This window comes from Sphaerisporangium sp. NPDC051011 (assembly GCF_040653595.1).
GTDB lineage: Bacteria > Actinomycetota > Actinomycetes > Streptosporangiales > Streptosporangiaceae > Sphaerisporangium.
The window spans coordinates 349184-372971 of record NZ_JBFAGG010000008.1; the positions used below are offsets into that span (position 1 = coordinate 349184).

At 70.5% G+C, this 23788-nt stretch carries 20 protein-coding genes and 1 tRNA gene; 12 read left to right on the forward strand and 9 right to left on the reverse strand.

Annotated features, from left to right (window positions below; all coding sequences use genetic code 11):
- The first annotated feature begins 110 nt into the window (after positions 1-110).
- The 8 genes from AB0H21_RS21115 (at position 111) to AB0H21_RS21150 (ending at position 5520) form a co-directional block, all read left to right on the forward strand.
- Complete coding sequence (locus tag AB0H21_RS21115; RefSeq protein WP_358518904.1) at positions 111-416, forward strand: hypothetical protein; 306 nt, start codon at positions 111-113, stop codon at positions 414-416.
- Positions 413-1501: a protein-L-isoaspartate(D-aspartate) O-methyltransferase gene (locus AB0H21_RS21120; RefSeq protein ID WP_358518907.1), complete on the forward strand. Its 1089-nt coding sequence runs from the start codon at positions 413-415 to the stop codon at positions 1499-1501. Before AB0H21_RS21115 ends, AB0H21_RS21120 begins: the two co-directional genes overlap by 4 nt.
- Positions 1498-2208, forward strand: coding sequence for a hypothetical protein (locus AB0H21_RS21125; RefSeq protein WP_358518909.1), 711 nt, complete (start codon positions 1498-1500; stop codon positions 2206-2208). Before AB0H21_RS21120 ends, AB0H21_RS21125 begins: the two co-directional genes overlap by 4 nt.
- A gap of 42 nt (positions 2209-2250) precedes the next feature.
- Positions 2251-2730 carry a hypothetical protein gene (locus AB0H21_RS21130; RefSeq protein WP_358518912.1) on the forward strand — a complete coding sequence of 160 codons (480 nt, stop codon included), beginning with the start codon at positions 2251-2253 and terminating at the stop codon, positions 2728-2730.
- A 169-nt stretch (positions 2731-2899) separates the two neighbouring features.
- Positions 2900-3403, forward strand: coding sequence for a hypothetical protein (locus AB0H21_RS21135; protein ID WP_358518914.1), 504 nt, complete (start codon positions 2900-2902; stop codon positions 3401-3403).
- 113 nt (positions 3404-3516) lie between these two features.
- Entirely contained in the window at positions 3517-4326 is an 810-nt protein-coding gene (locus AB0H21_RS21140) for a hypothetical protein (protein ID WP_358518917.1), read from the forward strand.
- A 142-nt stretch (positions 4327-4468) separates the two neighbouring features.
- Positions 4469-5323 (forward strand): helix-turn-helix transcriptional regulator, encoded by an 855-nt coding sequence (locus tag AB0H21_RS21145; RefSeq protein ID WP_358518920.1) that lies wholly within the window; start codon positions 4469-4471, stop codon positions 5321-5323.
- Positions 5320-5520, forward strand: a complete 201-nt coding sequence (locus AB0H21_RS21150) for a DUF397 domain-containing protein (protein WP_358518923.1) — start codon at positions 5320-5322, stop codon at positions 5518-5520. Before AB0H21_RS21145 ends, AB0H21_RS21150 begins: the two co-directional genes overlap by 4 nt.
- A 118-nt stretch (positions 5521-5638) precedes the next feature.
- Here the strand turns inward: AB0H21_RS21150 and AB0H21_RS21155 are convergent.
- From AB0H21_RS21155 to tmk, 7 genes are all read right to left on the reverse strand, one after another.
- A tRNA-Thr gene (locus tag AB0H21_RS21155) sits at positions 5639-5715 on the reverse strand.
- 265 nt (positions 5716-5980) lie between these two features.
- Positions 5981-7519 (reverse strand): alpha/beta hydrolase, encoded by a 1539-nt coding sequence (locus AB0H21_RS21160; protein ID WP_358518925.1) that lies wholly within the window; start codon positions 7517-7519, stop codon positions 5981-5983.
- Positions 7520-7650: 131 nt separating this feature from the next.
- The gene (ricT, locus tag AB0H21_RS21165; protein WP_358519026.1) at positions 7651-8490 is read right to left on the reverse strand and encodes a regulatory iron-sulfur-containing complex subunit RicT; all 840 of its coding nucleotides are present in this window, start codon (positions 8488-8490) and stop codon (positions 7651-7653) included.
- 265 nt (positions 8491-8755) lie between these two features.
- Positions 8756-10429 (reverse strand): hypothetical protein, encoded by a 1674-nt coding sequence (locus AB0H21_RS21170; RefSeq protein WP_358518928.1) that lies wholly within the window; start codon positions 10427-10429, stop codon positions 8756-8758.
- Positions 10426-10956: a SigE family RNA polymerase sigma factor gene (locus tag AB0H21_RS21175; RefSeq protein WP_358518930.1), complete on the reverse strand. Its 531-nt coding sequence runs from the start codon at positions 10954-10956 to the stop codon at positions 10426-10428. Before AB0H21_RS21175 ends, AB0H21_RS21170 begins: the two co-directional genes overlap by 4 nt.
- 71 nt (positions 10957-11027) lie before the next feature.
- Complete coding sequence (locus AB0H21_RS21180) at positions 11028-12209, reverse strand: DNA polymerase III subunit delta' (RefSeq protein WP_358518933.1); 1182 nt, start codon at positions 12207-12209, stop codon at positions 11028-11030.
- 9 nt (positions 12210-12218) lie between these two features.
- Positions 12219-14276 (reverse strand): dTMP kinase, encoded by a 2058-nt coding sequence (gene tmk / locus AB0H21_RS21185; RefSeq protein WP_358518936.1) that lies wholly within the window; start codon positions 14274-14276, stop codon positions 12219-12221.
- A gap of 358 nt (positions 14277-14634) precedes the next feature.
- Here tmk and efeU point away from each other — a divergent pair, with 358 nt between their 5' ends.
- From efeU to efeB, 3 genes are read left to right on the forward strand one after another with little or no spacing between them, the layout of a single operon-like run.
- Entirely contained in the window at positions 14635-15486 is an 852-nt protein-coding gene (gene efeU / locus AB0H21_RS21190; protein WP_358518938.1) for an iron uptake transporter permease EfeU, read from the forward strand.
- A gap of 47 nt (positions 15487-15533) precedes the next feature.
- A complete protein-coding gene (gene efeO / locus AB0H21_RS21195; RefSeq protein ID WP_358518941.1) occupies positions 15534-16673 on the forward strand; it encodes an iron uptake system protein EfeO in 1140 nt (379 codons plus the stop codon).
- 31 nt (positions 16674-16704) lie between these two features.
- Complete coding sequence (gene efeB / locus AB0H21_RS21200) at positions 16705-17955, forward strand: iron uptake transporter deferrochelatase/peroxidase subunit (RefSeq protein ID WP_358518944.1); 1251 nt, start codon at positions 16705-16707, stop codon at positions 17953-17955.
- 240 nt (positions 17956-18195) lie between these two features.
- On the opposite strand, the gene topA is transcribed toward efeB, so the two are convergent.
- Positions 18196-20853 (reverse strand): type I DNA topoisomerase, encoded by a 2658-nt coding sequence (gene topA / locus AB0H21_RS21205; protein WP_358518947.1) that lies wholly within the window; start codon positions 20851-20853, stop codon positions 18196-18198.
- 242 nt (positions 20854-21095) lie between these two features.
- Here topA and AB0H21_RS21210 point away from each other — a divergent pair, with 242 nt between their 5' ends.
- Complete coding sequence (locus tag AB0H21_RS21210; protein ID WP_358518949.1) at positions 21096-21281, forward strand: DUF5703 family protein; 186 nt, start codon at positions 21096-21098, stop codon at positions 21279-21281.
- Between the two features lie 500 nt (positions 21282-21781).
- Here AB0H21_RS21210 and AB0H21_RS21215 read toward each other — a convergent pair whose 3' ends face one another.
- Complete coding sequence (locus tag AB0H21_RS21215) at positions 21782-23542, reverse strand: chaplin (RefSeq protein ID WP_358518951.1); 1761 nt, start codon at positions 23540-23542, stop codon at positions 21782-21784.
- Positions 23543-23788: the final 246 nt, after the last annotated feature.

Here is a 23788-nt window from a genome sequence, read left to right on the forward strand (position 1 = left end):
GCGCAGGTCAGCGGTGTCGCGCGCCCCCATGTGAAGCGTGGACGGGCCCCCAGACCTGCCCTGGTCTTCAAGATCTCGGCCTCTCGCGATCCCCTACTCGAAGGAGAACTGTGAAACGGCTCCTCATTCGCCTGCGCCGCCGACGCAAGGTGGCACCCGTCCAGGACAACCTCGGGGACCTCCGCGCGGTCCGCGCCGTCTTCGCTCCCCACGAGGACCGGCTGTGGAGCTCGACGATCCTGGACCGGCTCGCCGCCGCCAACCCCAAGCTCGATGGCGCCTGGTCCGTTGACCACGTGCAGGACCGGATGTACCGCGTGGGGCTGAGCGAACAGCCGATCGTGATCGGCAACCGGTCCCGGCCCGGGTACCTGCGCCGGGACATCGACCGGGTATTGAGTGGCGTGGGCCGATGAGCGACAACCACGTGTGGGCGGCCGCCATGTCCGCCGTCCCGCGGCACCTGTTCGTCCCGCGGCGTGCCTGGGCCGACCGCCTGATCGACCAGCCCGAGCACCTCATCGACCGTGACACCGACCCGGCCGCCTGGTGGAAGGCGGTCTACTCCAACACCGCGATCATCACCCAGCGCGGCGACGGCGACGTCGCCGACACCACCAGCCCGCCGACCAGTTCCCTGCCTTGCCCTCGCGCCGCGCTGGAGCTGCTCGAGCTGCTGGAGGTTGTAGACGGGGTCCGGGTGCTGGAGATCGGGACCGGCACCGGGTGGATCACGGCCCTGCTGAGCAGACGGCTCGGCGATGACCACGTCGTCACGGTGGAGAACGACCCGCAGGTGGCCACCGCGGCGGCCGCCGCGCTCGCGGCCGCCGGGCAGTGCCCTACGGTGGTCACCGGCGAGGGAGCCCTGGGCCACGATCCGCGGGCGCCCTATGACCGGCTGCTTGCCACCTGCGGCGTCACCGACGTGCCATACGCGTGGGTGCAGCAGACCCGGCCCGGCGGCCTCATCGTGGCCCCGTGGATGTCGGCAGACGGCCAGTGGAGGGATCTCCTGCAGCTGCACGTACGCCATGGCGGGACGGCGATCGGCCGGTTCTGCGGCGCGACGAAGACCGGGATGCCCCGCGCGCAGCAGCCGCAGGACTGGCCGCCGGAAGGCCCGACGGTCACCAGCAGCACGAGCGTCGATCCGCGGCGGGTTTCCTCGAAGGGCGGGTTCCGGTTGTTCCTGGCGATGGCCGTGCCCGATCTCGTCATCGTCAGTGCGGGCTGGGAACCGCTGGACGGCGGGGCTGTCTGGGCGCTGCGGCTGGGTACGGCCGACCAGGACTGCTGGGCGCTCGCCTGCGTCTGGCCGGGTGATCTGGTGGAGGTCTACCAGGGCGGAGGACGGAGGTTGTGGGAGGAACTGGAGCGGGTCTACGCCGAATGGGTGGAAGCTGGTGAGCCAGGCCGTGTGAGGTTCCGGATGATCGTTGGCCCTGGGGGGCAGCAGATCAGGCTGGAGCCGGACGTGAGGGAGTGGACCGTCCAATGAACGATCAGCACGCTCCGAGGTTCGAGGTCGCGCACGCACATCGGCGTGGCACGCGGGAGTACTACTGCGACGCGGTGGCCGTGCATACGACGTCCGACCTGACGACGGCGGCCGCGGTGGTCGACGGGATCGGGAACTCCGAGAAGGTGGCGGCCTGCTCGCGCCTGCTGGCGCAGGTCGCCGCTCGGGTCGCCGCGCGCCGTAACGGCCTGGCGGGGATCCTGTCCGCCGGCGAGCTCGTCGCTGATGCGGGCCCCGACGAGGATGACCCCGAGCCGGACGCGGTGGCGGTGGTCGCGGTGGCCCGCGAAGGTGAGGAGACGCGGGTCGCCTGGGTCGGTGACAGCCGGGCTTACGGCTGGACCGGCTCGGACCTACGGCAGTACACCACCGACCACACCGTCGGCGAGCAGCTGCGGTGCAACGGCGCGCCGCTGGAGCTCGCCGAGGACCACGACAACTGGCTCAGGACCAGCTTGTCCCTGGCGGTGGTGGCCACGGTCTACACCGTGGAGATCCCTGACCCGCTCGTGATCCTCACCAGCGACGGCGTCCACGACAGCGTGCCCCACGAGGAGCTGATCGCGCTGGTCCGCAAGTACCAGCACGAGCCGCAGGCCCTGGCGGACGCCCTCGTGGCCGCTGCCCAGCCCGATGAGGACGGGTACCGCGACGATGCCACTGCCGTGGTTCTGCGCGGCTGCTGATGGAGCAGCGCATCTCCTACAACCCGACGATGGAGATAGAACATGATCGATACGCCAGCCGATGAGACGGAATACCTGTCCGTCAAGCCCAAACACGACTCCGCGGCCGAGCGACTCGCCATCACCACCGAGCCGGCAGAGCGTGCCCGCCTGCTCCTGGTGATGGCCGACGCCTACTACTGGTGGGCCGAGAGGCACACCGAGGTTTACGGCGCCGACCTGATCGAGGAGGACGGCGTCGACAAGGCCGTATCGCTGGGTATGACGTTCGGGCTTCTGCGGGCCCTGGCGAGCATGGAGACCGCGCGGGCGGCGGGTGTGCCGCGTGAGCGCGCGGCGAACTCGACCGTTGAGGCCCGCGGGGGACGTCACCTCGACGCGCTGGTCACCGCTCACGGCCTGGAGCTCCGGGCCGACCTGTACGAGGAGCTGCACACCGTGCTGGTGCCGGTGATTGGAAGCCAAGCCGCTAGCCCCCTGTGGCAGATGTCCGCCGCGTACTACAGGCTCTCCGAGGGATAGCACCGCTCGGCGAGATTCGCCCATCGGCGCCCCGTCACCTCCGATGGCGGGGCGCCGGCGTTCCTGTACTTCAGTTCGCGATGCGATCAAATTCTTTACCGGTCAACTTCTTGACCGTTGAACCCTCCTCGCAATATGCTCCGGTCAAGAAGTTGACCGATAGGAGCCGATGGTGATCCGGCAAGAGCTCAGCGCTGAGCAGCAGAAACTGGCGGAAGCAGTAACCGCCGCCCTCCAGGACGCCGACAGGAACATCCGGGCGGCGATCCGTGCCGCTGCCACCGGCGGAGTGTCCGCCAACGAGATCGCCCGACGAGCGGACCACAAGGTCAGCGGCGTGCGTGGCTACAGCCGCCCGGTGGTCCTGGAGGTCATCGGAGCTGAGGACATCCGCGCGACCGCCATCGCCGCCTTGGAGGACCTCCACATCCGCGTCGGCAGCCGCTACGACGACGACGTGGATGTGGAGGTCTGGGAGGGCACCTCCCGGTCGGTGTGGATCTGCCTCAGCGAAGCGCTGAAGGCACGATCGTTCATCACGCGGGGCAACCTCGCCATCAACGCCGAGCGTGCCCTCCAGGCGGCCGGCCTCGACCTGTGCCAGGGCGACCTGGTGCACGACATGGCCGCTTCTCTCCGCGACGGGCAGACCGTGGAGATCTACAAGCCCTGAGCGGCTCGTCCGCTCGTCCATCTGTGACAAGTAGACAGACCTCATCACCCTCCGAGGGACCGCGGGCCTGATGGCCAGGCCCGCGGCATCAGACCCAGGTAGAGGAGTACGGCATGGACGCCATCGACCCGACCACCCTGCTCAGTGCGCGGGAGCAGGCCGCCCTGGCGGCGGCCGAGGCGGTCGTCGCCCACGGCGGGGCACTCGACCCGCACATGACCTCGTTGGCGGATTGGGAGCGGCAGGTGCTGTCGCCGGAGGCCATCGCGGCCGCCGAGGCTGAGGCTGCCCAGGCGGCCGATCCCGTCGGCGCCGTGAACGCGGCCCGAGAGCGGATCCGCGTCATCAGGGAACGTCAGGCCACCCGGACTGACGTCGTCCAGAGGCTCCGCATCGAGGCGGGGGGTCCGTTGGACCTGGACTTCGTCCAGGACCACCTCATGCGGATCAGCCCGGCCCAGGCCGGTCCGACCGTGTGGGTAGTGCAGCTGCTCGACGTGGCCGGGCAGACCGAGCGGGGGCCGCTGCGCAGGCTGGCCGCCGCGGTGTCGTCCATGAGCCAGCGCCGCGACGGCCATGTCACGTGGCGGTCGCGCGCTGATCAGCCCTACGGCGACGTGCGCTACGTGACGGTGTCTGCCAGCTCGGAGGGCGGGGCGTTCACTACCCGCCGTTGGAGGCTGGACTCGACACTGGCCGTGACCCAGGACACCTACGGGGAGCTGCGGGTGCGCCCGTACGGGCGCGGGGACGAGCACACGCTGACCGTGTCGAGCCGATCGGGTGAAGGGCGTACGGACTACTTCGGTCACGTGGTCGGGGAGATGGCCGTCCGCTGGTGGATGGCGTATCTGGCCCGGGAGGCGGTCCGCGCGATGGTGAGCCCGTCGCCGGCGCCACCCTCGTGCGTCACCTGTGACTGAACATCACAGCGAAGCGCCCGCCTCTGTGATCGCGGGGCGGGCGTTTTTCGTGTGCATTTAGTGATCTATCGGTGGCTCTGGCCACCCGTGTACTGGTTGAATTCCCCCTGTTGCAACCCTGCCAGAAAGATGAGCACGCACTATGTTAAGTCCGAGCACGCCGAACCCGAGTGTCCGGCTGCGACGTCTCTCTCGAGAGCTGCGAGCCATCCGGGAGGCCGCGCCCCTGAGTCTCGAAGAGGCGGCGACTCGCCTGGGGTGGAGTAGCTCTACGCTCAGCCGTCTGGAGACTGGTCGTGTGCGCGCCACGCCGGCGAAGGTCGGGGCGATCTTGGCGCTCTACGATGTGGACGAGTCTCGGAAGGCGTCGCTTCTTCAGCTGGCGCGCGATGCTCATAAGCGTGGTTGGTGGACCAACTACGACGGAGTTCTTACCGGGTCATATGTGGGATTGGAGGACGAGGCAGAAATAATTCGGTCCTGGCAGGGGCACCTGATTCCGGGCCTGCTACAGACGGCGGATTATGCGCGGGAGGTCATGCGGGCGGGTCGGCCGGATGAGGACCCAAAGGCAACGGAACTTCGTGTAGTTGCCCGTATGGCTCGGCAGAGTCTGCTGAACCGGCGAGATGGGCCTTGTTTGCATGCGGTGGTCTGCGAGTCTGCGCTTAGGCGGCCCATTGGGGGGGCGGATGTGATGCGGGCCCAGCTGGAGACCTTGGAATCCATGAGCTGGAAGCTCACGGTGAAGCTCCAAGTGGTGCCATTGGCCATAGGGACGCATGCGGGCCTGGAAGGCTCTTTCATTGTCTTGTCTTTCCCTGAGCCAGACTCGGATGTGGCTTTCGTGGAGACTGTCGCTGGCGACCTTTACGAGGAGAATCTGGAGATAGTGGCCCGCATCCGGGAAAGGTTCGATCGGATTGCGCTTGCGGCGCTCAGCGTGTCCGATTCCCGGGATTTGGTTTCGGAAATTGCTAGGGGGATATCACGATGACAGACGTGGCGGAAACGGCTCGGTGGCGCAAGAGCAGCTACAGCGGTAGCAATAACGACTGCGTCGAGGTGGCCAATGTCGCGGGTCTCGTACTCGTTAGGGACAGCAAGAACCCGGGCGGCCCGGTCCACAGGGTCAGCCCCAGCGCCTGGCGGGCGTTCATCGCCGGTGCCAAGGAGGGCGCCTTCGGTCTCTGAGACGGCCCCGACCGTTGCACAGGGCGGCACGCTCTGCCCTGTCAACGATCCCTGTCAGCGAGAGACCCCCCGGAACCACGTTCCGGGGGGTCTTCCCAGTTCGGAGCACTAGTGCTCTTGGAGCCGCCTAAGGGAATCGAACCCTTGACCTACGCATTACGAGTGCGTCGCTCTGGCCGACTGAGCTAAGGCGGCGGGCTGCGATGGTGACCGCAGCGTGTGGAAGTCTACAGGTTTTCGGTGGTTCTTGCGCCAGGGCTGGGTGGAGGCGTTCAGGTCAGGGTGGGGTGAGGCGACCAGGACGGGTGGCGTGGGTCGCGTGGCGTTGCGGTGGCCAGGATGGGTGGCCCGGGTCAAGTGCCCATCCAAGGGGGCCGGGTCAGGGGCCCCTCCAAGGCGGCACAGGTCAGGAGCCCCTCCAGGCCCGGCTTGGGTCGGGTGGCGCTGCGGGGCGGGTTGGTTACGTGACCTTGGGGCAGAGGGTGCCGGATGGCGGTGGGGTTAGGGAGATCAAGTACTTGTCGACCGCCTGGTCTATGCAGGTGGAGCCGGTGCGGTACGCCGTGTGGCCGTCGCCGTCGTAGCTGAGGAGGACGCCCGAGGAGAGTTCCGAGGCCAGGGACTTGGCCCATTGGTACGGGGTGGCGGGGTCGCGCTGGGTGCCGACGACGAGGATGGGCGGGGCGCCGAGGGCACGCAGGGGTTTGTTGGTGCCGGTGGGCTTGACCGGCCAGTAGTCGCACGGCAGGGAGCCCCACATGACGTACGCGCCGAAGTGCGGGGACTGCTGCTGGGCGGTCTTCGCGGCCTCCTCGTAGGTGGCGATCTTGTGCGGGTAGGAGTGGTCGAGGCAGTTGACGGCCATGTTGGCCTCGGTCTGGTTGGAGTACGTGCCGTCGGGCTTCCGGTCGACGAGGATGTCGCCGAGCTTGAGCAGCATGGTGCCGTCGCCGCGGAAGCCCCGGGCGAGGGCGGTCCTGAGCACGGGCCAGCTGCGCTTGTCGTAGAGGGCGGCCAGGACGCCGAGCGTCACCCATGACTCGTCGACGGCCCGCCCGTCGCCGGTGGTGTTGCGCAACGGGCGCTGGTCGGTGGCCTTGAGGAAGTCGGTGAGCCGTGACAGGGCCGCGTTGGTGTCGCGCCCCGGGAAGGGGCAGTTCTTGTGGACGAAGCAGTCGGCGAGGAAGGACCGGAACGCGACCTCGAAGCCCTGCGCCTGGGCGGCGTTGACCGTGGGCACCGGCGGGAGGGCGGGGTCGATGGCCCCGTCGAGGACCATGGCGCGGATCTTCTTCGGGAACAGGTCGGCGTAGACCGCGCCGAGGTAGGTTCCGTAGGATTTGCCAAGGTAGGTGATGCCCTGGTCGCCGAGCGCGGCGCGCAGGACGTCCATGTCGCGGGCGGCGTCGGCCGTGCCGACGTGCGGGAGCAGCTTGGCGGACCGCGCCTGGCAGCCCTCGGCGAACTGCTTGGCGCCTTTGGCGAGGGCGCTGACTTCGGCGGGGTCGTCCGGGGTGCCGTCCAGGCCGATGAACGCGTCGAGCTGCGGGCCGGTCAGGCAGCGGACGGGCGCGGACTTGCCGACGCCGCGCGGGTCGAAGCCGACGGTGTCGAACCGCCCGAGGATGGCCGGGGTGAGGACGACGTTCGCGGCGCGCGCGTACTCGATGCCGGATCCGCCCGGTCCGCCCGGGTTGAGGATGATGGAGCCGATGCGCTTGCCCCCGCTGGCGGGGAGCCGGATGAGGCTGATCTGGATGCGTTCGCCGCCGGGGTTGGCGTAGTTCAGCGGAACGTCGAGCTTGCCGCACTGGAAGTCGTCCTGGCACGGCGTCCATGTGATCTTCTGCGTGTAGAACGGGGCGAGGGCGGCGGCGGGCGCCTGGGTGGCCGGCGCGGAGGGGCTCGCGGCCGCGGGCGGGTCGGCCGGGGACGCGACGTCCACCGACTCGCGCGACTCCCCCTCGGCCGAGCAGGCCGCCGCGAGCAACGCCGACATCACAAGGGCGGTAGCCGTACGGCTAACGCCGGAAAAGCGCATCATGCGCCGACCACCTGTCCCCCGTCGCCAGAACCCGAGGAGTTGATCATCCCCGCGGCGGTTAGGTTGTACCCCCTCTACCTGGGGTTTCACTCCTCAACTGGCGATAGCCGGTCACCGTACCTCTCGTCGTGCTGCTTGCGCGGCGAGCACACGTCGGCACGGGAGCAGGCGCAGCGCCGTCCTCCGTCGTTCAGCCGGACGATCACCGAGTCGGAGGGGACGTTGTGGCCGACGACGGTGCCGGGGCCCTCGGGGGTGTCCACGGCGGCTCCGGTGCGCGGAGCGGACGCCCGGAACTCCTGGTACAGGGGGTGCTCGTACTTCAGGCAGCACATCAGCCGGCCGCACGCGCCCGCGATGCGCAGGGGATTGACCGGAAGGTCCTGGTCCTTGGCCATGCGGACGGACACCGGCTCGAAGTCCTTGAGGAAGGTCGCGCAGCACAGGTCGCGGCCGCAGGGGCCGATACCGCCCTGCAGGCGGGCCTCGTCGCGCGGGCCGATCTGGCGGAGCTCGACCCTGGCCCGCAGGTTGCGCGCGAGGTCGCGGACGAGGGCGCGGAAGTCGACGCGGTGGGGGGCGGAGAAGTACACGGTGTAGACGTTGTCGGCGTCGAGGTAGTCGACTCCGACGACCTTCATGGGCAGTTCGTGCCGCTTGATCAGCCTCTTGGAGACGCTGCGGGCCTCGGCGCGGCGACGGCGGTTGGTCTCGTCGCGGCCGAGGTGCTCCTCGCCCGCGATGCCGGCGCACACCGGCAGGCCGTCGATGTCCTCGCTGACCCATTGCGGCGCCCAGACGCACTCGGCCACCTCGGGCCCGGCGTCGGTGGGGACGAGCACCTTGTCACCGACCTTGGGGCTGTGGCCGCCCGGGTCGAGGTAGTAGAGCCGCCCGTAGCGGGTAAAGCTCACGGCCATGATCATGCCCATGGAACCCTCCGCCTCCTCGCCGGTACGGCCGCGGGCGCCTGCCCGAGCCGACGTGAACCACGCCCGGCGCGAGCCTCGCGGATCACGCCGACGCGGTTCTGGCCCACATTACGCGCCCTGTGGTTTACCTAGGCAATACCAATCCTCCACCGGAAGTTGACCTGGCCACAATCGCGGGCCGGGCGATGAAAGCGGCCACGGCCGAGGACATTCCGGCTGTGGCCGCTTCAGATCGCGTCAACCACCTCAGGTCAGACGGTCACCAGGTCACGGAGGGGAAGGTGTGGTCGTTGTGGGTCAGTACCTGGTAGCCGGAGGCGGTGACGGACGCGATCTCGTCGCCGCGCCGGACGATGAAACGCTCGGAGGCGCCATCCGCGGCGAGAAGTCGCATTCCGCCCTTCTCGTCCTTGTAGACCGTCTCCAGAAGCCGCCCGTCCGAGGCGTCGAACCGGACGATCGCCGCGGTCGAGGGCTCCACCTTCTCCTTGGTCCCGTTGACCGTGAGGACGACCCGGCCGAGCGAGGCGATGATCCGCGAGCCGTCCGCGTTGAGACGGTACCCCTGCAGGCCGCCGTTTCCTCCGACCGCCTCTGAACTCAGGGTGATCTTCCGGCTCGTGCCGAGGTCCTCGCCCTCGACGGTCGTGTCGATCAGGTAGACGTCCGGCGAATCGGGCGCCATCTCGACCCGTCCCGAGGGGATGGGCGTGGTGCCCGACTTGTCCGGCCCGAGGACCTCGCCGGTGCGCGGGTCGACCGCGACGGTGGCCGACGCCATGGGGACCGCGGGCTCCGCCGGAACGGCCTCGGGCCCCGACGGGGGCTCGCTCGCGGCCCCGGGGGCGCCCGGGGAGGGCGGCACCACGCGGGTCGTCCGCCCCGGGGGCGGCGGGGACGCCGGGGTGGCCATGTCCCGGCTCGGCCCCTCACCTGTCCCGTATCCCTGGGCATCGGGCTTGGCCGTGCCGCTCGGCGGGACGGCCGACTCGAGGGTGACACCGCCGGACGAAGGGGCGGGCACGGCGGTGCCGTCGCCCGACGGCGGCGCGGAACCGGTGGTGGCGCCGATCGGCGGGACGCCCGGCCCGGCGGGCACGGAGGTGGCGTCGCCCGGCGCGGGGACGATCACGGTGCCGCCGGCCGACGTGTCTGGGCCTGGCGTCTTTCGCGGATCCGTCAGGAGGAACCGCCCGCCCCCCTCGGCGGTGTTCGTCCCGTAGCCGCGCACTACGTTCGGGTACTGGTAGGCGACGTACCGCCCGTCGCCGCTCATCGCGACGTTCGTGAAGATCTTGCCTTCCTCCGCCTTCCATGTGCGCGTCTCGCCGGACGCGGTGTCCGCCACCCCCAGTCCGCCGGTCCGATCGGTGGCCCGGCACGGCTGGATCGCGTACGCGAGCTTCGAGCCGTCCCCGCTGACCGCCAGGGGGTCGGCCGTCCCCTCGGACAGCTCGATCGGCAGCCGGTCGAACGCCTGGGCGGCGCCGGAATCGTCGACGGTGAGCCGGTAGAAGTGCCCCTGGCACCCGGGCCCGACCGTGGAGACGTAGAAGCGCCGGTTGTCCTCGGCGGCCTGCGCGGACCAGAAGACCTCGTCCTTCGAGGGCGCCGGGACGCTCGCGACCTGCTCGCCGTCCGTGCCGCGCACGCTGAGCGAGCCGGTGGAGGCGATGAGGAAGAACTTCGGCACCGCGGCGGGCCCGGCCGCGGCGACCTGGGAGCCTGTGCCCGCGCGTACGGCCACCGCCCCCGCGGTGATGGCCGCGATCACGGACGCCGCCGCGACGACGGGTACGAACCAGGACTTCTTCCGGCGCGGCTCGGGACGTTCCATTCCCGCGGCCGAGAACCTCAGCCCTGGGACGTCGTGGACGGTGTCCCCCACGGCCGTCGTGGCGTCGCGGAGTCTTGCGATGATGTCGTCGTTCACGGATGCTCCCCCAGGAGGCGGCCGAGCGCGTCCAGGGCTCGGGCGGTGGTGGATTTGACGGTGCCCCGGCTGACGCCCATGACCTGGGCGGTCTCCTCTTCGGACAACTCGGCGTAGTAGCGGAGGACGAGCACCTCGCGCCGGCGGCGTGGCAGTTGGTGGAGGGCTTTCAGGACGGCGCGGCGCTCGGCGCCGAGCAGCGCCGCGGCCTCCGCGGACCAGACGGGCGGTTCGTAGGCGCCGGCGAACCAGGACGGCAGCCGGCGGCGCCTGAGTACGGTGCGGGCGTTGTTGAGGACGGCGCTACGGAGGTAGACCAGCGCGTTCGCGGGGTCGCGTAACGCGCCGTAGCGGCGGTGGAGGCCGAGGAACGCCTCCTGGACCACGTCCTCCGCGCTCTCACGGTCGCCGACCAGCACGAGCGCGAGCCGGGTCAGCCCGAGCGCGTGGCCAGCGTACAGCGCCGTGATCGCGTCCTCGGCGTCACGTGGATCGGAGGTGCGCTCCGAGATTTCGGAAGCCTGCATGTCCAAGAGACGCGGCAGCCTTCCTCCGGTTGCTCGGCATCCGATATCCGGCTAAAAGGCGGGCAAGGCGCTCACAACCGGGGCCGCCACAACGACAGCGTCAGCGCCTCGACGGCGATCTGCGGGTTGACGTTGGCCGCCAGCCGCTCGCGGCAGAGCATGATCGCGTCGATGCGCCGCAGCGTGTCCTCGGGGGAGCTCGACGAGGCCAGCGCCTCCAGATCGGCGGAGCGGTCCTCGGCGGACAGCTCGACCCCCGCCCCGAACTGCACGGCCAGGACGTCGCGGTAGTAGGCGACCAGGTCGAGCAGGGCCATGTCGAGGGAGTCGCGCTTGATGCGCGTGGCCCGGGACTTCTGCCGGTCCTCGAGTTCCTTCATCGCCCCGGCGCCGCCGCGCACGAGCCCCTTGTTGAGGCCCTTGCCCGTGGACCCCTCGCCGTAGATCTTGCGCAGCTCGGTGGTCTCGGCCTCGTTCAGGTGGGCGGTCGCCTCCTCGGCGTCCTCCGAGGACGTCTTGACCAGCCGCTCGGCCGCCTCCACGCACTCGCCGAGGCCGGTCAGCGTGCGGGGCAGCGCCAGGACGGCGTCACGGCGCCGCCGCGTCTCCTCGTCCAGGGCCAGGCGGCGGGCACGGCCGATGTGGCCGCGCGTGGCGCGGGCGGCGAACTCGGCCGTCTCGAACGACACGTTGTCGCGGGTGGCCAGCACGTGCGCGATGGCCGCCGTCGAGGGCGTGCGGAGCGTCACGACCCGGCACCGGGACCGGATGGTGATCACCATGTCGTCCGGCGAGGGCGCGCACAGCAGCCAGACCGTGCGCGGCGGCGGCTCCTCGATGGCCTTGAGCAGGGCGTTGGCGGCGGCCTCGGTCGCGCGGTCGGCGTCCTCGAACAGGATGACGCGCCAGCGGCCGAGCGTCGGCGCCCCCGAGGCCCTGAGGACGAGCTCGCGGGTCTGCTTGACGCTGTACGAGAGGCCCTGCGGGCGTACGGTCTCGACGTCGGGGTGGGAGCCGACGCCGACCTGGTGGCACATGTCGCAGTGCCCGCATCCGAGGTCGGGGCACAGCAGCGCCGCCGCGAACGCCTGCGCGGCCTCCGAGCGGCCGGACCCGGGCGGGCCGGTGAACAGCCACGCGTGGGTCATGCCCGCCCCGCGCCCGCCGGCGAGGGCCTCGGCGGCGGCCGCCGCGGCGCGCTGGAGCACCGCCGCCGCCTGCTCCTGGCCGACCAGGTCGTCGAAGACTGTCACGCGGCCAGGTTAGTCGCGGATGGCGGGCATCGTGCCGGTGATGGCCTCGGTCTCCTGCGGGACGGGGTCGGGGAGGATCTCGCGGACGCGGTCCTGGACGACCCGGGAGATCTCCTCCTGCGTCTGCGTGCCGTCCACGACCAGGTAGCGGTCGGGGTCGGCGGCGGCGAGCGCCCGGAACTCGCGGCGCACCCGCTCGTGGAACTCCATCGGTTCGGCCTCGATGCGGTCGGCGGGCGAGGCCAGCCGGGCCAGGCCGGTGGACGGCGGCACGTCGATGAGGACGGTCAGGTCGGGCGTGAGGCCGCCGGTGGCCCAGGAGTTGACCTTGGCGACGTCCTGCGGCTCCAGCTCGCGCCCGGCGCCCTGGTAGGCGAGGGAGGAGTCGACGTACCGGTCGGAGATGACCATCGCGCCCCGCTGGAGGGCCGGGCGGATGACCTTCTCGACGTGCTCGGCGCGGTCGGCCGCGTACAGCAGCGCCTCCGAGCGCGCCGACAGCCCGTGGTGGGCGGAGTCCAGCAGGATCGCCCGCAGGCGCATGCCGACCTTGGTGGACCCGGGCTCGCGCGTCTGGACGACGTCGAAGCCCTGGTCGCGCAGCCAGATGGCGACCAGCCGGGACTGCGTGGTCTTGCCCGATCCCTCGCCGCCCTCGAAGGCGATGAACATGCCGCGCGCCGGCTCGCCGCTGTCGGCGACGTACCGCTCGCCCTTCAGCGCGGCCATCAGGTCGGAGCCGATGGGGACCTCGCGCCGGTCGTCCATGTGCCGCAGGGCGAGCACGCCGACGACGATCGCCACGACGGCGCCGATCAGCATGACCAGGCTGGGCCCATCGAAGCGGTAGACGAGCCCGGCGCCGATCGAGATCGCGTGCTTGCCGAACAGGCCGGACAGCGCGGGGGCGACGGCGACGACGAGCAGGAGCGTGACCCGGGCCAGGGACTGCAGGAACGAGAACGTGCGCCCGCGGATGGCGTCCTCGACCTCAAGGCCGATCAGCGTGTATCCGATGATCCACGCGATGCCCGCGCAGGCGCCGAGCACGACGACGAGCATGACCACGATCACCAGGTTGTGGATGAGCGCGGTGGCCGCGAGGACGATGCCCGCGGTGACGATGGCCAGCCCGAACAGGCGGCGGCGCGACAGCTCGCGCAGCAGCCGGGGCCCGAAGAAGATGCCGAGCGCCATGCCGACGAAGACGGCGGCGAAGACGGTGCCGTACGCGGCGTCGCCCCCGCCGAGCGCGACGACGTACACCTTGGCCACACCGACGACCGCGCCGCCCGCCGCGAACGCGCCGAGCATGCCGATGACCAGGCCGCGCACCATGCGGTTGGCGCCGACGTACCGCCAGCCGTCGATGATCTGCCGGAGCACCGAGGGCGAGGAGACCTTGGTGGTGTGCTCCTTGGGGATGCTCGTGAGCGTGAAGATCAGGAACGCGGAGACGACGTAGGCGACCGCGTTGAGCACGAGCGCGAGGTGGGCCGGGTGCCAGGTGAAGGAGGGCACGGCCTGGCCGACGACCTCGATGACCACCGACAGGACCGCGAACAGCGCGGCGGCGACCGGCGCGGAGCCGTACGTCACCAGCAGGTTGAGCTGGTTGGCTTCCTCCAGGCGTTCCTTGGGCACGAGGTTCGGGACGGTGGCGTCCTTCGCGGGGACCCAGAAAAGGTTCACGCACTCGACGAGGAACGTCGCGATGATGATCCACTGGTAGCTGCCGACCAGCGGGATCGACAGCACGAGCGCGAAGCGCAGCAGGTCGCTGGTGAACATCGTCAGGCGGCGGTCGAACCTGTCGGCGAACGCGCCCGCCAGCGGGCCGAGGAGGATCGCGGGGAGCATCTTGACGACGAAGACGCCGCCGATGGCGAGGCTCTGCGCCTGGAACCCCGACCCCTGGGTGAGATAGGCCGCGAACGCGGTGATGGCGATGATGTTCAGCCAGTCGCCCAGGCTGCAGACCGCCATGGCCGTCCACAGCCGGCGGAACGGTGCGTTGGCCAGCACGTGGGGGGGTTTACGGCGCGCGGACCGGCCAGAGGTGGTCATGATGTCAGCGTATCCAGGTGTTCGCTGGGCTGGACTGGATCGGTGGCGGGGACGCTGCCGCGCCTGCCGCTCCAGCCCCCGAGCGTATTACCTTCCCACCGCCCGCCGCAGGCGACATGCAGTGAAAGGCCGGATTCCGCCATGTTTCCGGCGCCCCGCAGGCGCGGGCGTCCGGGGTGGCGCGGGCGCGGGCGGGGAACGAGCCTGAAACCGATGTGGCGCGGACGCCACACAAGCCTTACCTCGCATGATCTCGGCCTCGCGACACGGAATGGCCCCTGTAGGCCACCCACTTGCCACCGCTAAGGTAATGCTGTCCTAATTTAGGCAAGGCTAAGCAACAATCAGGGAGACCACAGTGTTCGCCAGCTATCTCATCGGCCTCCGGGAGGGCCTTGAGGCGACCCTCGTCGTGTCGATCCTGGTGGCCTTCCTGGTGAAGAGCGACCGGCGCGACAGGCTCCCGTACGTCTGGGGCGGGGTCTCCGCCGCCGTCGCCCTGTCGGTCGGGTTCGGCGCGCTGCTGACGTTCACCGCCGCCCACCTCGACTCCCGGCAGCAGGAGCTGTTCGACGCCGTGGCGTCCATCGCCGCCACGATCTTCGTCACCTTCATGATCTTCTGGATGCGCACCGCCGCCCGCAAACTCTCCGGCGACCTGCGCGCCAAGCTCAGCGAGGCCCTCGGTCTCGGCGCCGCCGCCGTGGTCGTGATGGCCTTCCTGTCCGTCGCCCGCGAGGGCCTGGAGACCGCGCTGCTGTTCTTCGCCGCGGCCCAGGGCGCCGGCACCACCTCCTCCCCCCTGATCGGCTTCACCCTCGGCATCGCCACCGCGATCGCCCTCGGCTGGGGGCTGTACAAGAGCGCGCTGCGCATCAACCTCGGCAAGTTCTTCACCTGGACGGGCCTGCTGCTCATCATCGTCGCCGCCGGCATCTTCAAGTACGGCGTGCACGACCTCGTCGAGGGCGGCCTGGTGCAGGTGCTGACGGCCCCGGCCTTCGACCTGACCGGCGCGCTGCCGCCCGACGCCTGGTACACCACCCTGCTCAACGGCGTCTTCAACTTCACGCCGCAGCCCACCACCATCGAGACCATCGCCTGGGTCGCATACCTCGTGCCGGTGCTGGTGCTGTTCCTGATGCCGGCGCGCAAGGGACCGGGGGCGTCGCGCGCGCCGTCCACCACGCCGGCGTCCGCCGCCTCCTGAACCCAGGCCCCAAAACCTCGTCTAGAACCATCGTGAACTGGAGAAACATGCGTACCGCCACTGCCATCACCGCCGGCGCGCTGGCCCTCGCCGGGCTGACCGCATGCTCGTCGACGAGCGGCGGCGGCGACACGTCCGCGCAGTCCTCCGGCAAGCCCGGGAAGATCACCGTCGCGGCCTCGGACACCGAGTGCAAGGTCTCCACGGCCGCCCTGCCCGCCGGCACCTCGACCTTCCAGGTGACCAACGGCGGCAGCAAGGTCACCGAGTTCTACGTCTACGCGGCGGGCGACCGCGTCATGGGCGAGGTCGAGAACATCGTCCCCGGCCTCACCCGCGAGGTCATCGTCGAACTGCCCGCCGGCGCGTACGAGACGGCCTGCAAGCCCGGCATGATCGGCAAGGGCATCCGCAACCCGCTGAAGGTGAGCGGCACCGCCGCGTCCCTGTCCGACGACGCCCAGCTCGCCCAGGCCGCCAAGGACTACGGCCGCTGGGTCAAGAGCCAGACCGACACCCTGCTGGTCAAGACCCAGGAGTTCGTGGACGCCGTCAAGGCGGGCGACGTCGACAAGGCCAAGACCCTGTACCCGATCGCGCGGACGTACTGGGAGCGCATCGAGCCTGTCGCCGAGAGCTTCGGCGACCTCGACCCCGCCATCGACGCCCGCGAGGACGCGATCGAGCCGGGCGCCGAATGGACCGGTTTCCACAGGATCGAGAAGGACCTGTGGGAGGCCAAGGACATCAGCAAGGACGGCCCCATCGCCGACAAGCTGATGGCGGACGTGAAGAAGATCGTCGACCGGGCCAACTCCGAGCCGCTGTCCCCGCTCAAGCTGGCGACCGGCGCCAAGGGCCTGCTCGACGAGGTCGCCACGGTCAAGATGACCGGCGAGGAGGACCGCTACTCGCACACCGACCTGTGGGACTTCTCGGCCAACCTCGAAGGCTCCAAGGGCGCGATCGCCGCGCTGCGTCCCGTCCTCACCGAACGGGACCCCGCCCTGGTCACGACCCTGGACGAGAAGTTCGCCGCCGCCGAGGGCACGCTGGGCAAGCACCGCTCCGGCGACGGCTGGAAGCTCCACACCGAGCTGTCCAAGGCCGACCTGAAGGAGCTGTCCGACTCGATCAACGCGCTGGCCGAGCCGATCAGCAAGGTCGCCGCCGTGATCGCCAAGTGAGCGGGCGGGCCCAGGGCCGCGAGGAGACGCGATGAAACAGATCAACCGCCGCACGCTGTTCGGCCTGGGCGCGGCCGGGGTCGCCGCCGCGGGGACCGGCGTCCTGGCCTCGCGCACCCTCCTGGAGGGCGCTCCCCCGGCCGCCGCGGCCTCGACCTCCGACCCGGTCGCCTTCTACGGCGAGCACCAGGCGGGCATCGTCACCCCCGCGCAGGACCGCCTGCACTTCGTCAGCTTCGACGTCGTCACCAAGAAGCGCGACGAACTCGTCGACATGCTCCAGGAGTGGACGGCGGCCGCCGCCCGCATGACCCAGGGCAAGGACGCCGGCACGTTCGGCGCGGTCGGCGGCGTCCCCGAGGCCCCGCCGGACGACACCGGCGAGGCGCTCGGCCTGCCGGCCTCCGGGCTGACGATCACCATCGGCTTCGGGCCGTCCCTGTTCGACGACCGGTTCGGGCTCGCGGCCAAGAGGCCCGCCGGCCTCGCCGACCTGCCGAAGTTCCCCGGCGACGCCCTCCTGCCCGAGATCTCCGGCGGCGACATCTGCGTCCAGGCGTGCGCCCACGACCCGCAGGTCGCCGTCCACGCGATCCGCAACCTCGCCAGGATCGGCTTCGGCAAGGTGTCGGTCCGCTGGTCCCAGCTCGGCTTCGGCCGCACCTCGTCCACCTCGCGGGCCCAGGCCACCCCGCGCAACCTCATGGGCTTCAAGGACGGCACCGACAACCTCAAGCTCGAGGACGCCGAGATGCTGAAGCAGCAGCTCTGGGTCGCCCCCGGGGACGGGCCGGCGTGGATGACCGGCGGCAGCTACATGGTCACCCGCAAGATCCGCATGAACATCGAGACCTGGGACCGCGCCCCGCTGTCCGAGCAGCAGCAGATCTTCGGCAGGGACAAGGGCGAGGGCGCGCCGCTCGGAAAGTCCCGCGAGTTCGACCCGATCGACTTCAACGCCAAGGGCGCGGACGGCGGGCCCGCCATCGCCATGGGTGCCCACGTCCGCCTGGCGCACCCGTCCACGCACGGCGGCGCCCACCTGCTGCGGCGCGGCTACAACTACGTGGACGGCTCCGACGGGCTCGGGCGGCTGGACGCCGGGCTGTTCTTCATCGCCTACCAGCGCGACCCGCGCAAGCAGTTCGTCCCGATCCAGATGGAGCTGGCGCGCAAGGACCTGCTGAACGAGTACATCAAGCACGTCTCCAGCGGGCTGTTCGCCTGCCCGCCGGGGCTGCGCGACGCGGGCGACTACTGGGGGCGCGCCCTCTTCGCCTGAGCCGTTCGCCCCTTACGCCCCTGGACGCCCACGCCGGGCGCTGGGGGCGTTTCATGTACCGGGCCCTGGTTCCGGCTTCCGATCACGGGTTCTCGGGCCGCTACGGGCCGCTCAGGGCCGCGGAGAGGGGTTCACGCAGCCGTACGCCGGATAGGTTTTCCACTTTCCCGGCAAAAACGGAAATTTCCGTCGCGCCCGGGTTGGTAGGCGCACCTCCGGGCACGACGGAAATTTCGCACGTCAGGACTTGGCGCCCGCCTTCGCCCCCGCCTTGGCACGCGTGCGCTTTGGCGCGGGCCCGCGGGCGCGGCGCTCCTGCAGCAGCTCGGCCGCCCGCTCGATGGTGATCTGCTCCACCGAGTCGTCCTTGCGCAGGGACGCGTTCGTCTCGCCGTCGGTGACGTACGGCCCGAAACGCCCCTCCTTGACCACGATCGGCTTGCCGGTGGCGGGGTCGTTCCCGAGCTCCCGCAGCGGCGGCGCGGCGGCCGCTCGACCCCGGCCCCGCTGCTTGGGCTGCGCGAACAGCTCCTTGGCCCGCTCGATCGTCACCGTGAAGATCTCGTCCTCCGAGGTCAGCGAGCGCGAATCCGTCCCCTTCTTGATGTAGGGGCCGAACTTGCCGTTCTGCGCGGTGACCTCCTCGCCGTCGATCCCCCCGAGCACGCGCGGCAGCGAGAGCAGCTTGAGCGCGTCGTCCAGGGTGATCGTGTCCAGGGACATCGACTTGAACAGCGAGCTGGTGCGGGGCTTCGGAGCGTCCTTCTTCGCCCTCTTCTTGCCGTCGGCGGGCGGCTCCTCCTCGGGGAGGATCTCGGTCACGTACGGCCCGAAACGCCCGGTCTTCGCGACGACCTTGTGCCCGCTGACCGGGTCCGTGCCCAGCTCGCGCTCGCCCGAGGGCTGCTTGAACAGCTCCTCCGCCTTCTCGGCCGTCAGCTCGTCCGGCGCGAGGTCCTCGGGGACGTTCACCCGCGCGCCGTCGCGGTCCAGGTAGGGCCCGTACCGGCCGACGCGGATGACGATATCCGTCCCGTTGATCGGGAACGAGCTGATCTCCCGGGCGTCGATCTCGCCGAGGTCGCTGACCAGCTCCTTCAACCCCTGGCCGTGGTCACCGAAGTAGAAACGGCGCAGCTCGGGCACCCGCTGGGCGCGGGCGTTGGCGATGTCGTCGAGCACCTTCTCCATGTCGGCGGTGAAGTCGTAGTCGACGAGGTTGCCGAAGTGCCGTTCCAGCAGGTTGACCACCGCGAACGCCAAGAAGGACGGCACCAGCGCCGTCCCCTTCTTGGAGACGTACCCGCGATCCAGGATCGTGCCGATGATCGACGCGTACGTCGACGGGCGGCCGATCTCGCGGTCCTCCAGCTCCTTGACCAGCGACGCCTCGGTGTACCGGGCGGGCGGCCTGGTCGCGTGTCCCTCGGCGCCGAGCTCCAGCGCGGTCAGCGGGTCGTTCTCGTGGAGGTTCGGCAGCCTGCGCACGGAGTCGTCGCGGTCGGTGGCCGGGTCGTCCGCGCCCTCGACGTACGCCTTCAGGAAGCCGTAGAACGTGATCGTGCGGCCGGTGGCGCTGAACTCGACCTTCTCGCCGGTCGAGGACGTGCCGGCGATGCGCACGCTGACCGACTCGCCGACGGCGTCCTTCATCTGGGACGCCACCGTGCGCTGCCAGATCAGCTCGTACAGCCGGAACATGTCCGCGCTGAGCCCGGTCTCGCCGGGAGTGCGGAACTCGTCCCCCGAGGGCCTGATGGCCTCGTGCGCCTCCTGGGCGTTCTTCACCTTGCTCGCGTACACCCTCGGCTTGTCCGGGACGTACTCGGCGCCGTACAGCCGCACGGCCTGGCTCCTGGCGGCGGCCAGCGCAGTATCCGACAGGGTGGTGCTGTCGGTACGCATGTAGGTGATGAAGCCGTTCTCGTACAGCTTCTGCGCGACCTGCATGGTGTACTTCGCCGAGAAGCCGAGCTTGCGGCTCGCCTCCTGCTGCAGCGTGGTCGTCCGGAACGGCGCGTACGGCTTGCGCGTGTACGGCTTGCTCTCGACCGAGGTCACGGCGTACGCCGAGCCCTCCAGACGCTGGGCCAGGGCCCGCGCGGCCTGCTCGTCCAGGTGCAGAACCTCGGCACTCTTCAGGGTGCCCGTGCTGGCGAAGTCGCGGCCCTGGGCCACCCGGCGGCCGTCCACGCCGGTCAGCGTGGCGCGGAAGCTGCGGGGGTCCTCGTCACGGCCGGTGTCGAAGAGGGCCTGCAGGTCCCAGTACTCGGCTGAGGTGAACGCGATGCGCTCGCGCTCGCGCTCGACCACGAGGCGGGTGGCGACCGACTGCACCCGGCCGGCGGACAGTCGCGGCTTGACCTTCTTCCACAGGACCGGGCTGACCTCGTAGCCGTAGAGCCTGTCGAGGATGCGCCGGGTCTCCTGGGCGTCCACCAGGCGCAGGTTCAGGCCGCGGGGGTTGGACACCGCGTCCCGGATCGCCTGCGGAGTGATCTCGTGGAACACCATGCGGTGCACCGGGATCTTGGGCTTCAGCACCTCCTGGAGGTGCCAGGCGATGGCCTCGCCCTCGCGGTCCTCGTCAGTGGCGAGGTAGAGCTCGTCGGCGTCCTTGAGAAGCTGCTTCAGCTTGGACACCTGAGACTTCTTGTCCGGATTGACGACGTAGAGCGGCTCGAACTCGTGGTCCACGTTGACCCCGAGGCGGGCCCATGCCTCGCCCTTGAACTTCTCGGGGATGTCCTCGGCCTTTTCGGGCAAATCACGAATGTGACCGATGCTGGACTCCACGATGTAGCCACGCCCGAGGTACCCCGCGATCGTCTTCGCCTTCGCAGGCGACTCCACGATCACCAGGCGGGTTCCGCCGGCGTTGCCGTTGTTGGCTGGCACGCTGCTTCCTACCTCGCTGTTCGCTGTCGTTCTCCTGGCGGTCGCTCCCGGCCCGCCGTGGGCGGCTGGCCGGGTGATCCGTCACAGGCATGAAGGTAACCCGTCGTCGGAAACTTCTCCCCGTCGGACTACCCGGTCACTTACCGGTGTTCCACCTACCTGGACCCGATACCCACGAGGACGCAGAATAGAGCCCAGAGAGTGCCAGCGTCCCCTTGCACACCCTTCGGAGACTAATAGCAGTGCTCGAGTACTCCTATTTGGACCTGTACCTCCCGCGCGGGACCACACGGGAAACCGCCCGCCGGGTATTGACCGAGCATGCCGAGTACGGGCACTGGGAGCTGGACCGTCTGAGGCTGTATCCCGACGGGCGCCGGTACGTCCGGCTGCGCCGGAAGATCCTGCGGGTGGCCAGCACACTGTAATCCTCGACATCCTCGGCACCCCACTGTAAACCCTGGACATGGCTTTGCCCGCCCCGGGCCGCGCCCCCGGAACGGGCAAAGCATCTGTGCTCCGCCGCGCGAACCGGGCCCCACGGCCCTGGGCCGCGGCCTGTGTTCGCAGACTGCGAAGCGTCTGTGACTCCGCCGCAGGATCACGGCGAAGGGTTTGTGACCCCACCTCGCGCGTTCGCACGAAGTGCTTGTGACTCTGACCTCACGCGTGTGCCACAGGCGTCGAAGACCCCTCTGACCTCACGCGTCCGCACGTAGTGCTCGTGACTCCCGTCGCGCCGCCCGGAGCCGACGATCTATAACAGAACCGCATGGCTCGCGGCCCGTCGTCCGCTCCGTGGCGACGCGCGTGAGCGCTGTCGCGGCGCTCACCGGGCGCCACCCGGCCCCGCGTCGCGCGGCTCGCGACGCGGAACCGGCCGGTCCTACCGGCGGTGTCGCTCCGCCGGCGTCTCACTCCGGGTCGTTCACCTGCGGCGGAGACGGCGGGTGCTCGCGACGAGCGTGGCCGAGGCGGCGAAAAGCGCACCGGCCAGCAGGGCCACCAGCGAGCCCGCGTTCATGCCCGTGACGCCGAGCGGCCGCTCCGCGCTCATCAGGCCGATCTTGTCGCCCGCGAGGGGCAGGGTGCCCGTCGCGGAACGTCCACCGGCGATGTCCCCGGCGGGCGTGCCAGAGACGATCTTGCTGACGGGGGCGAGCGGGTCGCCGGCGGAGGCTCCCTGGGCCGCCGGGAGGCCCGGAGTCACGGGGAGCTCGGGAAGGCCGAGGGGCCTCTGGCGACCACTGGTGGCCGGGAGCTGAGGCCCCCCCGCCAGGCTCGACTGGTGGCTCGGAGCGGCCGGCCCGCGCTGCGCGGGGAACGCCGGGACCAGCGGCATCTCGGGCAGCAGACCAAGGCCGGGCCGCTTGTCGGCGGTCACGTCGCCCGAGCTGCGGGCCCAGTGCCCGGCGCCGTGCCCGGCGCTCTGGCCGCCCACGCTCGCACCGCCCAGGCAGCCCGCGGCGGCGTCTCCCAGCACGGCGACGGCGTTGCCGCACACGTTGATTGGCGCCTTGATCGGGGCGACGACCTGGTTACCGCCGAGCACGCTGTGACGGCCGTCCGTCCTGTTGCCGCCCGCGCCGCGGCCGCCGCCGCCCTTGACCGACGCGCCCCCGGCGCAGTGCGAGAACGCCCGGCCGATCACGGCCACGGACGTGCCGCAGACGTTGATCGGCGCGGTGATCGGGGCCACCACCTGGTTCCCACCGAGCACCGACGCGTACCCGGACGTACGATTGCCGCCCGCGCCGCCGCCGATGCCCGCGGCCGGGGCGCTGACGCCGCCCGGGCAGGTCGCGGCGCCGTTGCCCACGGCGTTGCCGCACACGTTGATGGGCGCGGTGATCGGGGCGACGACCTGGTTACCGCCGAGCACGCTGTGACGACCGTCGGTGGAGTTGCCGCCCGCGCCACCGCCCCCGCCGGGGCCGTTGTAGCCGTCGCCGCCCCTGGTGACGGTCGCGCCGCCCCGGCAGCCCGAGAACGCGTGGCCGATCGCGGCCACCGAGGTGCCGCAGACGTTGATCGGCGCGGTGATCGGGGCCACCACCTGGTTGCCGCCGATCACCGACCCGCGCCCGGACGTACGGTTGCCGCCCGCGCCCTGCCCGCCGCCGACCTTCGCCGTCGCGCCGCCCCGGCATCCGGCGGCCGACCGGCCGATGACCGCGACGGCGTTGCCGCACACGTTGATCGGCGCGGTGATCGGGGCGACGACCTGGTTACCGCCGAGCACGCTGTGACGACCGTCCGTCGAATTGCCGCCCGCGCCGGCCAGGCCGCTGCCGCCGCCCTTCACTTCGGCCCCGCCCCGGCAGCCCGCGTCGGACAGCCCGATGACCGAGACCGCGTTCCCACAGGCGTTGACCGGCGCGGTGATCGGCGCCTTGACCTGGTTACCGCCGAGGACGCTGCCGTCGCCGTTGGTGGTGCCCGGGGTGGCGGACGCGCCGGAGCCGCCGTGGACGGACGAGCCGCCGCGCGAGGAGGCGGACGCGCGGCCCGCGACGCCGACCGCGTTGCCGCTGATGTCGACGGGAAGGGTGATGGGCAGGTCGATCTGGTTGCCTCCGCCCACCGAACCGGTGCCGGAGGTGTCGGCATAGGCCGTGCCGCCGCTGAAAGCCAGGACGCCGACCGCCAGAAGTGCGGCGGGAGCGGAGCCCTTCGCCCACGTACGCATAATTGATTCGCTCCTTGTTTTCCGGGGGGATTTGTTTCTTGGGGGGAGTTCCTGACACACCCGCGTGGCGGACGGCCTTCCTGACGGGCGCCGGGTGTCCGGCCCATCTCAGGGCCGTCCCACCGTGACGCCGTTAACCGCCGTGACCCGGCCGCCGTGACGCCGTGACGCCGTGGCTGGCGTGGCCGTCGTGACGCTGTGAGGCGCCGTGGCTGCGGATGCGGTTCGAGATGTCGCCAGGCGACG

Coding starts and splice junctions, on each gene's coding strand:
- AB0H21_RS21145 (WP_358518920.1), top strand. CDS start 4,469: ATGTTAAGTCCGAGCACGCCGAACCCGAGTGTCCGGCTGCGACGTCTC.
- AB0H21_RS21120 (WP_358518907.1), top strand. CDS start 413: ATGAGCGACAACCACGTGTGGGCGGCCGCCATGTCCGCCGTCCCGCGG.
- tmk (WP_358518936.1), bottom strand. CDS start 14,276: ATGACCACCTCTGGCCGGTCCGCGCGCCGTAAACCCCCCCACGTGCTG.
- AB0H21_RS21125 (WP_358518909.1), top strand. CDS start 1,498: ATGAACGATCAGCACGCTCCGAGGTTCGAGGTCGCGCACGCACATCGG.
- AB0H21_RS21130 (WP_358518912.1), top strand. CDS start 2,251: ATGATCGATACGCCAGCCGATGAGACGGAATACCTGTCCGTCAAGCCC.
- ricT (WP_358519026.1), bottom strand. CDS start 8,490: ATGATCATGGCCGTGAGCTTTACCCGCTACGGGCGGCTCTACTACCTC.
- efeB (WP_358518944.1), top strand. CDS start 16,705: ATGAAACAGATCAACCGCCGCACGCTGTTCGGCCTGGGCGCGGCCGGG.
- AB0H21_RS21215 (WP_358518951.1), bottom strand. CDS start 23,542: ATGCGTACGTGGGCGAAGGGCTCCGCTCCCGCCGCACTTCTGGCGGTC.
- AB0H21_RS21175 (WP_358518930.1), bottom strand. CDS start 10,956: ATGCAGGCTTCCGAAATCTCGGAGCGCACCTCCGATCCACGTGACGCC.
- AB0H21_RS21135 (WP_358518914.1), top strand. CDS start 2,900: ATGGTGATCCGGCAAGAGCTCAGCGCTGAGCAGCAGAAACTGGCGGAA.
- AB0H21_RS21150 (WP_358518923.1), top strand. CDS start 5,320: ATGACAGACGTGGCGGAAACGGCTCGGTGGCGCAAGAGCAGCTACAGC.
- efeO (WP_358518941.1), top strand. CDS start 15,534: ATGCGTACCGCCACTGCCATCACCGCCGGCGCGCTGGCCCTCGCCGGG.
- AB0H21_RS21140 (WP_358518917.1), top strand. CDS start 3,517: ATGGACGCCATCGACCCGACCACCCTGCTCAGTGCGCGGGAGCAGGCC.
- AB0H21_RS21160 (WP_358518925.1), bottom strand. CDS start 7,519: ATGTCGGCGTTGCTCGCGGCGGCCTGCTCGGCCGAGGGGGAGTCGCGC.